At 71.4% G+C, this 13,964-nt stretch carries 10 protein-coding genes; 7 read left to right on the top strand and 3 right to left on the bottom strand.

Annotation, left to right across the window (positions count from 1 at the left end):
• Window position 1 precedes the first annotated feature (1 nt).
• Both ACI2LP_RS08240 and ACI2LP_RS08235 read right to left on the bottom strand, forming a co-directional pair.
• Window positions 2-1,360, bottom strand: a complete 1,359-nt coding sequence (locus ACI2LP_RS08240; RefSeq protein WP_404723705.1) for an ABC transporter substrate-binding protein — start codon at window positions 1,358-1,360, stop codon at window positions 2-4.
• Window positions 1,361-1,525: 165 nt separating this feature from the next.
• A complete protein-coding gene (locus tag ACI2LP_RS08235) occupies window positions 1,526-4,888 on the bottom strand; it encodes an FtsK/SpoIIIE domain-containing protein (protein ID WP_404723704.1) in 3,363 nt (1,120 codons plus the stop codon).
• Window positions 4,889-5,338: 450 nt separating this feature from the next.
• Here ACI2LP_RS08235 and ACI2LP_RS08230 point away from each other — a divergent pair, with 450 nt between their 5' ends.
• The 4 genes from ACI2LP_RS08230 (at window position 5,339) to ACI2LP_RS08215 (ending at window position 10,567) form a co-directional block, all read left to right on the top strand.
• Window positions 5,339-6,979 carry a serine/threonine-protein kinase gene (locus ACI2LP_RS08230; protein ID WP_404723703.1) on the top strand — a complete coding sequence of 547 codons (1,641 nt, stop codon included), beginning with the start codon at window positions 5,339-5,341 and terminating at the stop codon, window positions 6,977-6,979.
• A gap of 222 nt (window positions 6,980-7,201) precedes the next feature.
• Window positions 7,202-8,473 carry a serine/threonine-protein kinase gene (locus tag ACI2LP_RS08225; protein ID WP_404723702.1) on the top strand — a complete coding sequence of 424 codons (1,272 nt, stop codon included), beginning with the start codon at window positions 7,202-7,204 and terminating at the stop codon, window positions 8,471-8,473.
• Between the two features lie 55 nt (window positions 8,474-8,528).
• On the top strand, window positions 8,529-9,635 hold the full coding sequence (gene prfB / locus ACI2LP_RS08220) for a peptide chain release factor 2 (RefSeq protein WP_404723701.1): 1,107 nt from the start codon (window positions 8,529-8,531) through the stop codon (window positions 9,633-9,635).
• A gap of 266 nt (window positions 9,636-9,901) precedes the next feature.
• Complete coding sequence (locus ACI2LP_RS08215; protein WP_404723700.1) at window positions 9,902-10,567, top strand: PT domain-containing protein; 666 nt, start codon at window positions 9,902-9,904, stop codon at window positions 10,565-10,567.
• Window positions 10,568-10,660: 93 nt separating this feature from the next.
• Here ACI2LP_RS08215 and ACI2LP_RS08210 read toward each other — a convergent pair whose 3' ends face one another.
• The gene (locus tag ACI2LP_RS08210; RefSeq protein WP_360880042.1) at window positions 10,661-10,864 is read right to left on the bottom strand and encodes a hypothetical protein; all 204 of its coding nucleotides are present in this window, start codon (window positions 10,862-10,864) and stop codon (window positions 10,661-10,663) included.
• Window positions 10,865-11,113: 249 nt separating this feature from the next.
• Here ACI2LP_RS08210 and ftsE point away from each other — a divergent pair, with 249 nt between their 5' ends.
• The 3 genes from ftsE to ACI2LP_RS08195 all read left to right on the top strand — a co-directional run bounded on the left by ftsE (window position 11,114) and on the right by ACI2LP_RS08195 (window position 13,952).
• Complete coding sequence (gene ftsE, locus ACI2LP_RS08205; protein WP_266475950.1) at window positions 11,114-11,803, top strand: cell division ATP-binding protein FtsE; 690 nt, start codon at window positions 11,114-11,116, stop codon at window positions 11,801-11,803.
• Between the two features lie 9 nt (window positions 11,804-11,812).
• Window positions 11,813-12,730: a permease-like cell division protein FtsX gene (gene ftsX / locus ACI2LP_RS08200; RefSeq protein ID WP_404723699.1), complete on the top strand. Its 918-nt coding sequence runs from the start codon at window positions 11,813-11,815 to the stop codon at window positions 12,728-12,730.
• Window positions 12,731-12,797: 67 nt separating this feature from the next.
• The gene (locus tag ACI2LP_RS08195) at window positions 12,798-13,952 is read left to right on the top strand and encodes a S41 family peptidase (protein WP_404723698.1); all 1,155 of its coding nucleotides are present in this window, start codon (window positions 12,798-12,800) and stop codon (window positions 13,950-13,952) included.
• Window positions 13,953-13,964: the final 12 nt, after the last annotated feature.

The following is a 13,964-nucleotide window of genomic DNA, read 5'->3' as shown; positions in this document are numbered from 1 at the left end:
GTCAGCTCTTGTACGCCTTGGCCGCGTCCGACTCCAGCTTCTGCTGGGCCCCCGCGACGTCCTTCGGGTTCTTCAGGAAGTCCTGCAGCGCCTTCCACTCACCCTTGCCGGGCGTGCCGCCGAACGACTGCGGCATCTGGTCCGACATGTCGAAGCGGAAGTCGTCGCCCGCCGCGATCAGTGCTTTGGCGATACCGCGCTGCACATCATTGGGATACGCGGCGAGGTCCAGGGCCTTGTTCGGGGACAGGAAGCCACCCGACTGCGCGGAGATCTTGGCCGCGTCCGGGGATGCCAGGAAGGTCAGCAGCGCCTGCGCGCCCTTGCTGTCCTTCAGCGCCACGGCCGCGTCCCCGCCCGTCACCACCGGCGGCAGCGCGCCGACCGCGGGGAAGGGGAAGAACTTCGCGTCCGTACCGATCTTGGCGTCGGTCTGGGCGATGTTGACGGTTACGAAGTCACCCTCGAAGACCATGGCGCCCTTGGGCTGGTCGCCCCCGGTGAAGGTCTGGGTGACCGAGGCCGGGAACTCCGTCTGCAGCGCGCCGTCCGCACCGCCCGCGATCAGCGCCGGCTTGCCGAAGAGCTCGCCGAGCGTGGTCAGCGCGCTCTTCACGGACGGATCGGTCCACTTGATCTTGTGCTGGGCGAGCTGGTCGTACTTCTCGGGGCCCGCCTGGGAGAGATAGATGTTCTCGAACCAGTCGGTGAGCGTCCAGCCGTCCGCGCCCGCGACCGAGACGGGTGTGACGCCCGAGGCGGAGAGAGCCTCGGCGGTCGACAGGAAGTCCTTCCAGGTCTTCGGCTCCTTCGCGCCCGCAGCCTCGAAGGCGGCGTTGTTGTACCAGATCAGGGACTTGTTGGCGGCCTTGTAGTAGACGCCGTACTGCGTCCCGTTCACCGCTCCGAGGTCCTGCCAGCCCTTGGAGTAGTTCTTCGCCAGCTGCGCCTTCGCCTCCGCGCCGACGGGCTTGGCCCATTTGCGCTGTACGGCCTGCTGGATCGCGCCGACCTGGGGGAGCATCGCCACATCGGGGGGAGCGCCGCCCGCGATCTTCGTGCCGAGGAAGTTGACGATCGGGTCCTGAGCGGGGACGAAGGTGACCGTGGCGCCGGTCCGCTTCTCGAACTCCTTGAGGACCTTGGTGAAGTTCTCCTGCTCAGGGCCGCTCCAGACGGCGGATACTTCAATCTTCTCGCCGTTCAGCTTGGGGAGTTGGACGGTCGAGGCGGACTCCTTGCCCTTGCTCCCGCCCGGTTTCGCCTTGTCGTCCTTGTTGTCGCCACAGCCGGTCATGGCGAGTGCGCCGATGGCCACGAACACCACTGCGGCCCTGCCCGTACGAAGAGTTGTGCGCATCACTGCCCCGTCTCTTCCGTGCGCTGCTGTCCCGTGCGCGTTCCCACTGACCGACAGGTGTACGCCCGGTCTCCGGGTGTCGCAATACCGCACCAGCGGTCAACAAGCCTTTCGTGATGGCCTTGTGACGTGATGTCAGGTCAAATGGCGGGAGTACGCCGACGGTCAGGGGTGAGCCGGCGAGAGCGGAGGCAGCGGCGCGGCATCCACGGATCGTGCAGCTCGCTCCAGGGCACTGGCCAGGAGCGCCAAGTCCGTCGGCCCGTTGCCCAGTTCACGCACGGGGCGACGGGTGGGCGGATCACCCATCCGCTCCCACTCGAGCGGCACCACAGTGGGACGCAAGGTCGCCGTACGCGGAATGCGTCCCGTCACCCGGCCGCTCTGGAACGGCGTCACCCGGCCGTCCGGATGCCCCAGCCTGCCGCGCCCCGGAGCGGGGTCCTCCGGTCCGGGCGATGCGGGCGGCGCGTCCAGCACGGCACGCAGCCGCGCGCCCTGCGCGATCTCCGTCTCGGCGGTGCGGTCGGGGCGGGCGGACGTCGCCACCAGATGGATGCCCAGCCGCTCGCCGTCCCGGGCCACGGCGTCCAGCGCCCGTACGACCGAACCGGCCGCGGGGCGCCCGGGGCTGCCGAGCGCAGGAGCGACCAGCGCGTCGAAGTCGTCCACCAGGACCACGAGACGGGGCAGAGGAGCGGGCTCCTGGGCCCTCGTACGGGAGCCGGGGCGCAGCCGGAGCGTGCCACTGGAGGAGGAGTCCAGGTCACCGCGCTGCTCGGCGGCGCTCGGCGGGCGCTGGCCGACCATCCGGTCCGCGACCTCGCGCCGGTCGTGCCACTCGGCGAAGTCCACGCCGGCCAGCAGTTCGGCCCGCCGCTTCAGCTCGGCTCCCAGGGCCTGGGCGAAGGCCCGCATCCGGACCGGGTCGCTGGCGACCAAGTGCTCGGTGACATGCGGGAGTTCCGTACAGGCCGCGAGTCCTTCGCCGCGCTCGCCGCCCGCGCCGTCGACCAGCAGCAGGCCGAGCCGGTCGGGGCGGCCCGCGGCGGCGAGTGAGGCCGCGACGGAACGCAGCAGCTCGGTGCGGCCGCTGCCCGCCGGGCCCTCGATCAGCAGATGTGGGCCCTCCTCGGTCAGATCGACGGCGAGGGGGCCGCGCGGTCCCGTGCCGAGCACGACGGTGCCGTCGCCGGCCGAGGCCCAGCGCGCCATCAGGGACGCGGGGGTGGCACGGGCCAGCCCCAGCTCGTCGAGCAGCCGCGCGGACCGGGGAAGTGCCGCGGCCCGGCTCGGGTGCGTGCCCGTGCCCTCGGCGCGCAGCGGCGCGAGCGCGCGCCCGAAGCGCTCCGCCCAGGCCGCGGAGACGGCGTCCACCGCGCCGACCGTGCCATGGCCGGCGGGCCGGCCGCCGGCCGTACGCATCAGGCGCAGTGCGGTCGCCACATCGCCGCTCAGCAGGGCGACCGCGCCGCACTCGCGGAAGGCGAGCGAGGCCGAGCACGCGGTCTCGTACGTCGCGGCTACGGGGGAGAGCGGGGAGGCGGCCGGGGTCTCGGCCAGGCAGATCAGATGGATCCCGGCGGCCCAGCCCGCTCCGGCCAGCCGGGCCGTCGTCTCACGCAGCACGGCCGAGCCGGGGTCGCCGTCGACGATGACGACGGTCCGGGCCCCTTCGTACGCCGCGGCGGCGTCGGCGACCGACCTGCGGTCGGCGGACGGCCAGCCGGGGCCGAGCGGGCCGTCGTCAAGGCGGCGGGTGAGCTCGGCGGTGCGGGCGGTGGCCTGGTCCCGGTCGTACGCCAGCAGCAGCCGGCAGTCCTGGCCGTGGGCGGGGCGCAGATGCGGCAGCCAGCCGAGCCAGGCCCACTCGGCCCGGCGCTCTTCCAGGCTCCGGCTCCGGTCCGTGGAGATCAGCACGATCTCCAGATCCACGGGTGAGTGCAGCGCGGCCAGCTGGGCGACGGCGGACCTGGCGAGCCCGGCCAGCCGCGCCCGCGGCCCGGCGAGCCCGAGCGAACCGGCCTCGCGCAGGCCGACGGTCACCGGCACGGAGGGCAGCTCGGCCCGGTCCGCGGTGCCCAGCCGTATGACGAGCGATTCGGGGTGCGCCGGGCCCCGCTCCCAGAGCCGGGGCCCCGGCCCGAGCGCGGTGAGCAGCACCGCGGCGGGATCGGGCCAGCGCTCGGCGACGGGCGCGGCGAGGGCCGTCGGCGCGAACTGAGCCGGAAGCACGGACACAGCCTCGTCCCGCCCTCCGGCGAGCCGCCGCGCCCAGGCGCCTATGCCCCGCCGGCGGCTCCCGCTGTCGGGCAGCCGGGTCCCGCGGGCGGGCGTGCCACCGGTGTGGCCCTCGGCCGGCTGCTCCTGGTTGTCGGCGGCCCTGGCGTGCGTGGCGTCGGAGTCGTACGCATAGAGCGTCCCGGAGTCGCCCTGCCCGGCGCTGGTCGGCGCACTGGGCACGGCGGGGTCGTACTGGGCGGGCACGCGGGGCTGGCTACTGGACCCGTCTGCGGGGTGGTTCCCACCGGGGGCGGACCTTTGCGGGGCATATCCACGGGCGGTGGCTCCACCGGCGGCGGGGCTGCCGGAAGCTGTGCCGTGGGGTGCCGATGCGCCCGGGGCGGAGCCGCCGCGGACGTACCCGTCGGGGGTGTTGTCAGGCCCGGGGCGGTGCTGGGCGGGTGCCTCGGAGGCGTACCCGCCGGGGATGGTGCCGCCGGGCGGTGGGCCGCCGTGCCGTGCCCCGGCAGGAGCCGTCCCGCCAGCGGCGAGCCCGCCCCGGAGCGTTCCACCGGCAGCGGAGCGCGCGGAGGCGTGCCCGCCCGGGGCGCCCGCAGCGGGGCCCGCCCCGTCTCCCCTGTCTATCCGCAGATGCCCCTCGCCGTCCGGCGTCGTCGCAAGCGCCGTCGTCCGCGCGCCCTGCGTCAGCCGCAGCGTCGATTCCCCCAGGCGCAGCAAGGCTCCCGCGGGCAGCCGGACCGGACGCGGGCCCACCGCCGAGCCGTCCAGGGTCGTGCCGTTCGTCGAGTCGAGGTCTGCCACTGTCACATGGCCGTCCTCGGCCACCGTCACCGCGCAGTGCAGGCGGGAGACGTCCGGGTCGTCCAGAGGAACGTCCGCGTCGGCGGAGCGGCCGATGTCGATCCGGCCGCCGTGGAGCAGATGGACCCCGCCCGCGTCCGGCCCCGCCACGACGTGGAGCTGCGCGCACGCATCGGTCCACGGGGACTCGTCCTCGCCCGGGAACTGCAGCGAGAGCACCGCGCCGTCCACCAGCGGCGGCTCGCCCAGTGTGCGGCGCTGTGCGTCGAGGCGCTCCTGGCCCGCGTAGAGCACGACGGAGCCCGAGGCGTCCGGCCCGGAGACGGCCGCCGCCAGACCGGATGCCACCGCGGCCAGCGCCGTCCCGGCAGGCGCGGTGATCAGTACGTCGCACGCGCGCCCGACCGCAGAGGCGCGCCCCGCGGAGCCCGCCGCGGATTGCCCGCCGCCGCGCGGCGCGAGGACGGTCAGCCGGATCTGCATCGCCGTCAGCAATCCCTTCTGCGCGGGGTACCCGGCAGGAGCCGCCCTGTGATCGCCCCCACCCGGCAGGTCGGCACGGCGCGCGCAGTTCACTCCCCGAACGCTGACGCGCCAGAGGGCACTCCCACACGACTCCGTGCTGAAGGCATCCTCGCACCTGCCACTGACAACACGCCCGGGGACCGCCTTCAAGTGATCTTGATTGGTCGGCTCTGGGCGTAAAAATGCCTGGTTGGGGTCCGATCCGGAACGACCGTGACGTTCGCTGCACGACAGTGCGGCAACCATCCGTACGATGCCCGCGTCTTCTTTTCGAACACCACCGGGAGAGGGGACATGGCGACGACCCGCCGGTGCCCCGTGGAGCGGCACTAAAGTGGGTCGGACACCCGGGCCGGGCACAGTGGCTCCGGACCACGCAAGGACCACGATCAGCAGGGAGCACATGACGTGCGGCCGGTAGGCAGCAAGTACCTGCTCGAGGAGCCCCTCGGGCGCGGCGCCACGGGCACCGTCTGGCGAGCGAGCCAGCGGGAGACCGCGGGCGCCGAGGCGGCCGTCGCGGGCCAGCCCGGCGAGACCGTCGCGATCAAGGTCCTCAAGGAGGAGCTGGCGAACGACGCGGACGTGGTGATGCGCTTCCTGCGCGAACGCTCGGTCCTGCTCCGCCTGACCCACCCGAACATCGTGCGCACCCGCGACCTCGTCGTCGAAGGCGATCTCCTCGCCCTCGTCATGGACCTGGTCGACGGTCCCGACCTGCACCGCTACATCCGCGAGAACGGCCCTCTCACTCCGGTCGCCGCTTCTTTGCTGACCGCCCAGATCGCGGACGCGCTCGCCGCCAGCCACGCCGACGGTGTCGTCCACCGCGACCTCAAGCCTGCGAACGTACTGCTCAAGACGGACGCCGACGGCCAGATGCACCCGATGCTGACCGACTTCGGCATCGCGCGCCTCGCGGACTCCCCGGGCCTGACCCGTACGCACGAATTCGTCGGCACGCCCGCCTACGTCGCGCCCGAGTCCGCCGAGGGCCGCCCGCAGACCTCCGCCGTCGACATCTACGGCGCGGGCATCCTGCTGTACGAACTGGTCACCGGCAGGCCCCCGTTCGCCGGCGGCACCGCGCTCGAAGTGCTCCACCGCCACCTGAGCGAGGAGCCGCGCCGCCCCACCACCGTCCCCGAGCCGCTGTGGACGGTCATAGAGCGATGCCTGCGCAAGGAGCCGGCCGAGCGGCCCAGCGCCGAGAACCTCGCCAGCGGGCTGCGCACCGTGGCGGCCGGCATCGGCGTGCACTCCTCCAGCGCGCAGGTCGAGGCCGCGCTCGGCGTCGCCGCGCTGCTCGCGCCCGACCCGTCGCCGGCGACGGTCCCGGGGGCCCCCGGCTCGGCCGACCCGACACAGGTGCTGCCGAGCAACGCCGGTTCGTACGACCCCAACGCCGCGACCAGCGTCATGCCGCAGACCGGCCTCCCGCAGTCCGGTGGGCCACGCGGCGCCGCCGACCCGACCTCGGTGATGCCTCCCGTACCGCCGGGCCCGCCGCGTGGCGACAACGCCCCGCGCCCCGAGGACCCGCACCCCTGGCAGTCGCAGCTCCAGGCGGCCCGCGACCGCAACGAACAGACGCAGGTCCAGTACCTCGACCCGAATCAGGACCCGTTGCGCCGCCGTCCGCAGCGCCAGCAGCAGCGGCCGCCCCAGCAGCAGCCGCCGCAGCGTCCGCACCAGCAGCAGTACCCGCCGCAGCCGCAACGCCCCCAGCCGCAGCGGTACGCCCCGCCACCGCCGCAGCAACAGCAGTACGCGCCCCCGCAACCGCCGCCCCAGCAGCCCGTGCCGCGTCAGCCGCGCCAGCGCAACCCCAACAGGATGCGGATCCCGGGCCTGGGCTGCCTCAAGGGCTGCCTGTTCACGCTCCTGATCCTGGTCGGCGCGGGCTGGCTGGCCTGGGAGACGTTCCTCCAGGACTGGGTCGCCACGGGCACGAGTTACTGGGACGCGATCGGCGACGGCATCTCCAAGGTGACGAACTGGATCTCGAAGCTCGGCAGCAGTTCGGACACCCCGAACACCAAGCAGTAGCGACTCTGCGGATTTGTCGACTTCTGCGGCGTGATTTCCCCCGCAGAAGTGAAGGTTGGCGTCATCCGGGGCACACAGCCCCCGGATGCCCGCGTACGTTACTCAGGTGCGCCTCGTGTGTCCCCGTCGGTCACGGTGCCCGGCCTGCTTTTCGGGCCGGGGGTCCGGGGGTCTTCCCCCGGGTAGACACAGCGGGCAACGCCAGCCGCTGAGGGAGCAGTCTTGGCACGGAATATCGGCAGCCGGTACACGGCCCACCAGATCCTTGGACGGGGCAGCGCCGGCACGGTGTGGCTCGGCGAGGGACCCGAAGGGCCCGTCGCCATCAAGCTGTTGCGCGAGGACCTGGCATCGGACCAGGAGCTGGTCGGACGCTTCGTACAGGAGCGCACGGCCCTGCTCGGCCTCGAGCACCCCAAGGTCGTGGCGGTCCGCGACCTCGTCGTCGACGGCAACGACCTCGCGCTCGTCATGGACCTCGTACGCGGTACCGATCTGCGCACCCGCCTCGACCGGGAGCGACGCCTCGCCCCCGAGGCGGCGGTCGCGATCATCGCCGACGTCGCCGAGGGCCTGGCGGCCGCCCACGCCGCCGGAGTCGTCCACCGCGACGTCAAGCCGGAGAACATCCTCCTCGACATGGAGGGCCCGCTCGGCCCCGCCGGATCCCACCCGGCGGTGCTCACCGACTTCGGCGTCGCCAAGCTGATCGACACCCCGCGCCGAACGAAGGCACTGCGCACTGCCGGGGGACAGTCGCCGAACCCGCCGGGGATCATCGGTACGCCGGACTATGTCGCCCCCGAGATCGTCGAGGGGCTGCCGCCGCGGGCCGCGGTCGACATCTACGCCCTCACGACCGTTCTGTACGAGCTCCTCGCCGGCTTCACGCCCTTCGGCGGCGGCCACCCCGGCGCGGTACTGCGCCGGCATGTCACCGAGACCGTGGTCCCGCTCCCGGGCATCCCCGACGAGCTGTGGCAGCTGATCGTCCAGTGCCTGGCGAAGGCCCCGGCCTCCCGGCTGCGCGCCTCGGAGCTCGCAGCCCGGCTGCACGACCTGCTGCCGCTGCTCGCGGGCATGCCGCCCCTGGACGTCGACGAGCCGGACGCGGAGCCGCCCGCGGAGCCGTACGAGGACGTGGCCCCCGCCGTCCCCGGCGCACCCCGCCGCCGCGGCGCCGTGCCCCTGGTCCCCGGCGGCGCCTCCGCCGACTCCAACCGCGACACCCACACCTCGATGCGGGTCCCGGCCCCGGACGAGCTCGCAGGCGGCGCCCGCGGCACGGCCCGCGCCCCCCGCAGCCCCGGCCAGCGCCGCCCGGGTTCGGCCCGCCACAAGTCCGAAGCGGTGCGCAAGCGGCGTATCACCCTGGGTGTCACGGCGCTCGCCGTGGCCGCGGCGGTGGGCGTCGGCGGCTGGCTGGCCACGAGCGACGACGGCGGGGACGCGCCCCCGCAGGACTCGAAGCAGTCCAGTCCCGCGGAACCGTAGGACCGGGCAGGGCCTGACGGGTCGGGGTGTCGCCGCATGCCGTTACGCTGGGGGCGTGGCAGTCGTCGATGTATCCGAAGAGCTGAAGTCCCTCTCCTCGACCATGGGGTCGATCGAGGCCGTCCTGGACCTCGAGAAGATGAGGGCAGATATCGCCGTGCTCGAGGAGCAGGCCGCGGCCCCGTCTCTCTGGGACGACCCGGACGCGGCACAGAAGATCACCAGCAAGCTGTCGCACCTCCAGGCCGAGCTCCGCAAGACCGAGGCGCTGCGCAGCCGGATCGACGACCTCGCGGTGCTCTTCGAGCTCGCCGAGGCGGAGGACGACGCGGACACCCTCGCCGAGGCCGAGTCCGAGCTCGCCGACGTCCGCAAGGCGCTGGACGAAATGGAAGTGCGCACGCTGCTGTCCGGCGAGTACGACGAGCGCGAGGCGCTGGTCAACATCCGCGCCGAGGCCGGCGGTGTCGACGCCTCCGACTTCGCGGAGCGGCTGCAGCGCATGTATCTGCGCTGGGCCGAGCGCCATGGCTACTCGACCGAGGTGTACGAGACGTCGTACGCGGAAGAGGCGGGCATCAAGTCGACCACCTTCGTGGTGAAGGCGCCGTACGCCTACGGCACGCTCTCCGTCGAGCAGGGCACCCACCGCCTGGTGCGCATCTCGCCGTTCGACAACCAGGGCCGCCGCCAGACCTCTTTCGCGGGCGTCGAAGTGCTGCCGGTCGTCGAGCAGAGCGACCACGTCGAGATCGACGAGACCGAGCTGCGCATCGACGTCTACCGCGCCTCCGGCCCCGGCGGTCAGGGCGTCAACACCACCGACTCCGCGGTCCGCATCACGCACATCCCGACCGGCATCGTCGTCTCCTGTCAGAACGAGCGCTCGCAGATCCAGAACAAGGCGAGCGCGATGAACGTCCTGCAGGCCAAGCTCCTCGAGCGCCGCCGCCAGGAGGAGCAGGCCAAGATGGACGCCCTCAAGGGCGACGGCGGCAACTCCTGGGGAAACCAGATGCGTTCGTACGTCCTGCACCCGTACCAGATGGTCAAGGACCTGCGTACGGAGTTCGAAGTGGGCAACCCCCAGTCGGTACTTGACGGTGAGATCGACGGCTTCCTGGAAGCCGGAATTCGCTGGCGCAAGCAGACGGAGAAGTAGCAAGACGCTTTGTCGACAAGGGAACTGCCGCCCCGAGGGCGGCAGTTCCCTTTTATGTCACAGTTGCATCCTCGCAGGTCAGGCAACCTCCCTCATACCGGACATCGCACGCGCAACGAGCTTGACGCGTCCGCGAAAAGTGGGAAGGCTGACGCGCGGCATGCGTATCTCTGGGGCGCGTGTGAACGGGGGAGAACTCAACTCCCCGACAACGGCTGCCCCGGACGCTGCTCCATTGACAATTAGCTACTGGGGGTAGCAGCCAGATGACCAAGAAGACGCGGATCCGTGTGGCGCGTATAGCCGCCGGCGCGGTGATCGCCGCCGGTGCGTCGCTGACCGCCGCGGGCGCCGCCTCGGCCGTCGGTGTCGACATCAACGTCGGTCCCCTCGGGGTGTCGGCGAACGCCGACGCGAACGGTATCGACGCCGGTATCGGCATCGACGACGAGCCCACCGGGGACCCGACGGAGGAGCCGACGGAGATTCCGACGGACATTCCGACCGACGTTCCCACCGATGTCCCGACGGATGTCCCCACGGACGTTCCCACCGATGTCCCGACTGATGTCCCCACGGACAAGCCGACCGGCAAGCCCACGGACAAGCCGACCGGCAAGCCCGACAAGCCTGGCAAGCCCGGCAAGCCCACGGCCGATCCGTCCGAGGACCCGGCGAACCCGGGCACCGGCGGTGACGGCGACGCCGGCACCTGCACCGTCGACCTCGACGGTGCCAAGTGCGCCGACAACACCGACACCGACAGCGCCGGCTCCAAGCCGGTCGAGCAGGGCAAGGCCAAGGAGGAGCTGGCGGAGACCGGCGCCGCCGAGACCACCTTCCTGCTCATCGGCGCCGCGACGATGATCGCCGGTGGCATCGGCTTCCGTATGCTGCCGCGTCTCGTCGGTGGCGGTCGCACCATCGCTTGAGCGGCTGAGTGACACAGCTCACAAGAGGAGGGCCCGGGGTGCGCTTCAGCACCCCGGGCCCTCCTCTTGCGTACGCGGTACGTCCTGCGTGGGCTATGCCGCCCAGGCGGTCTGGTGCGTGGCCAGCAGCACCACAGCCGCTATCAGCAGCACCAGCAGGGTCAGCAGAGCCGCCGGGCTCAGGCCGCCGAAGGGGCCCTCCTGCTGCAGCCGCTCGCGGTTGGCCCGGCACACCGGGCATCGGCCCTCGATGACGGGGGCCGCGCAGTTGGCGCACACCAGTCGGTCGTAGGTCATGCGCTCTCCTCCTCCCGCGCGTCGGAGCCGCACATGCGGACCGTAAGCACAGTTCTCTACCGACAACGCTCAGGGAAACGCAACTGTTCCCTTACCACTGTGCCAGCTCCCGCGCTTTTCGGCGCGCCCCGCCGGGTTACCCCGGTTCCACGACCCGACAAAACGCGCAAACCACGACGCTGACTGCACGTGCCAGTCCGCTTCGCGTAATGTCTCGCACACCTACTCCCGGCCGACCGTGGTGCACCCGTGATCCGATTCGACAACGTCTCCAAGACCTACCCCAAGCAGAGCCGCCCCGCGCTGCGCGATGTCTCACTCGACATCGCGAAGGGGGAGTTCGTCTTCCTCGTCGGCTCGTCCGGTTCTGGAAAGTCGACCTTCCTGCGACTGGTGCTGCGCGAGGAGCGCGCCAGCCAGGGCCTGGTGCATGTCCTCGGCAAGGACCTCGCCCGGCTCTCCAACTGGAAAGTGCCGCACATGCGCCGCCAGCTCGGGACGGTCTTCCAGGACTTCCGGCTGCTGCCCAACAAGACCGTCGCGGAGAACGTGGCGTTCGCACAGGAGGTCATCGGCAAGCCGCGCGGCGAGATCCGCAAGGCCGTGCCCCAGGTCCTCGACCTCGTCGGCCTCGGCGGCAAGGAGGACCGGATGCCCGGTGAGCTCTCCGGTGGTGAGCAGCAGCGCGTCGCCATCGCGCGGGCCTTCGTCAACCGCCCCATGCTGCTCATCGCGGACGAGCCCACCGGAAACCTCGACCCGCAGACCTCCGTCGGCATCATGAAGCTGCTGGACCGCATCAACAGGACCGGTACGACAGTGATCATGGCGACTCACGACCAGAACATCGTCGACCAGATGCGCAAGCGCGTCATCGAGCTCGAAAAGGGCCGTCTCGTACGCGACCAGGCACGCGGCGTCTACGGCTACCAGCACTGAAAGGACGCCATGCGCGCCCAGTTCGTCCTGTCGGAGATCGGCGTCGGTCTCCGCCGCAATCTCACGATGACCTTCGCCGTCATCGTCTCCGTAGCCCTCTCGCTCGCCCTTTTCGGCGGTGCGCTGCTCATGCGTGAGCAGGTCAGCACGATGAAGGACTACTGGTACGACAAGGTCAACGTCTCGATCTTCCTCTGCAACAAGAACGATGCGGCGACCTCTCCCAAGTGCGCCAAGGGCGCGGTCACCGCGCAGCAGAAGCAGCAGATCGAGGCCGATCTCAAGAAGATGGACGTCGTCCAGTCCGTCCAACGTGAGTCGGCCGAAGAGGCGTACAAGCACTACAAGGAGCAGTACGGCGACACACCCATCGCCTCGACCATCACGCCGGACCAGATGCAGGAGTCGTTCCGGGTCAAGCTGGACAATCCGGAGAAGTACAAGGTCGTCGCAACCGCCTTCGCCGGCCGCGACGGTGTGCAGTCCGTCCAGGACCAGCGCAACATCCTGCAGAACCTCTTCGACCTGATGGAGGGCATGAGAATCGCGGCCCTGTGCGTGATGGGCCTCATGCTGGTGATCGCCATGATGCTGATCGTCAACACCGTGCGCGTTTCGGCGTTCAGCCGTAGGCGTGAGACCGGAATCATGCGGCTGGTGGGAGCTTCCAGCTTCTACATCCAGATGCCGTTCATCATGGAGGCCGCCTTCGCCGGGCTGCTCGGCGGCGGCGTCGCCTGCATCATGCTGCTGGTCGGCCGGTACTTCATGATCGACCATGGCCTCGCGCTGTCCCAGAAGATGCAGTTGGTCAATTTCATCGGCTGGGACGCGGTGCTCACCAAGCTGCCGCTGGTGCTCGCGATCGGTCTGCTGATGCCCGCTGTTGCGGCTTTCATCGCATTGCGCAAGTACCTCAAGGTGTGACAAGCACCCCTGGCGCCGTCCGGCCAACGGCCGTACGGCGCCGTTTGCTTGTCCTAGAGTGGTCGCCATGCCGGGCCCGGAGTTCTGTTCTCGGCCCCGCCGCATTCGCGGCGGGGCGGCCCTGGCATTGGTCTTCGCAAGCGTTCTCGCCACCGCGGCCGCCACCAACTCACTGCCGCACGACGACGAGAAGGCGCCACCCCTCTCCGCCGGTTCCGCGGCCGCGACCGTCGACCGCGACGATGTCGCCCGTGCCGCGGCCGAGGCGATGGCCGACGGCAAGTCCGGTACGGAAGCGGCCGAGGCCGTCGTCAGCCGCAGCGGGGACCGCTGGGGTGCGGTCTACGACAAGAGCGAGTACGAGGAGTTCGAGCAGGCACTCGACGGCGAGTACATCGGCGTCGGCCTGACGGCGAGACGCGCGGCCAACGGCCGGGTGGAGGTCGCCAGGGTCCAGCGCGGCGGCCCCGCCGACAAGGCGGGCATCAAGGCCGGCGACCGGCTGCGTACGGTCGACGGCCTCGGGGTCGACAAGCGGCCCGTCACCGACGTCGTGGCGCTGCTCCGCGGCGGCAAGGGGACCCGCGTCACGCTGGGCCTGGAGCGGGACGGCCGCGGATGGACGGAGCGGCTGCTGCGCACCACGCTGACCACCGAGGCGGTCACCGTTCGTCAGCTGGCCGGCGGGGCCGTCATGATCAAGATCGCCTCGTTCACCAAGGGCTCGGGCGCACGGGTGCAGGACGCGGTCCGGGACGCCCCCGCGGGCGCCGGTGTCCTGCTCGATCTGCGCGGCAACGCGGGCGGCCTGGTCGCCGAGGCCGTCACCGCCGCCTCGGCCTTCCTGGACGGTGGTCTGGTCGCGACGTACGACATAAGGGGCGAGCAGCGCGCCCTGTACGCGACACCCGGCGGGGACACCGACAGACCCGTCGTCGCCCTCGTCGACAGCGGCACCATGAGCGCGGCCGAGCTGGTCACCGGGGCCCTGCAGGACCGCGGCCGGGCGATCACGGTCGGCTCGCGCACCTTCGGCAAGGGCTCGGTGCAGATGCCCAGCCGGCTGCCCGACGGCTCGGTCGCCGAGCTGACCGTGGGCCACTACCGCACTCCGGCGGGCCACAGCGTCGACGGCCGGGGCATCGCCCCGGACCTCGTGGCGAGCGAGGGCGCCGAGAAGAGGGCCGAGACGGTATTGAGTGGCCTCGGGGGCGGGTCTTAGTGCGAAAATGAC

Origin of the sequence: Streptomyces sp. NPDC019890 (genome assembly GCF_044903445.1) — a bacterium.
Taxonomy (GTDB): Bacteria; Actinomycetota; Actinomycetes; order Streptomycetales; family Streptomycetaceae; genus Streptomyces.
Note: the sequence above shows the minus strand (reverse complement) of the source record. Positions and strands in the feature narration are given on the sequence as shown.

Bases quoted from the DNA above. Each gene is read 5' to 3' on its own strand.
- ftsX (WP_404723699.1), top strand. From the start codon at position 11,813: ATGCGCGCCCAGTTCGTCCTGTCGGAGATCGGCGTCGGTCTCCGCCGC.
- ACI2LP_RS08210 (WP_360880042.1), bottom strand. From the start codon at position 10,864: ATGACCTACGACCGACTGGTGTGCGCCAACTGCGCGGCCCCCGTCATC.
- ACI2LP_RS08195 (WP_404723698.1), top strand. From the start codon at position 12,798: ATGCCGGGCCCGGAGTTCTGTTCTCGGCCCCGCCGCATTCGCGGCGGG.
- ACI2LP_RS08215 (WP_404723700.1), top strand. From the start codon at position 9,902: ATGACCAAGAAGACGCGGATCCGTGTGGCGCGTATAGCCGCCGGCGCG.
- ACI2LP_RS08235 (WP_404723704.1), bottom strand. From the start codon at position 4,888: ATGCAGATCCGGCTGACCGTCCTCGCGCCGCGCGGCGGCGGGCAATCC.
- ACI2LP_RS08240 (WP_404723705.1), bottom strand. From the start codon at position 1,360: ATGCGCACAACTCTTCGTACGGGCAGGGCCGCAGTGGTGTTCGTGGCC.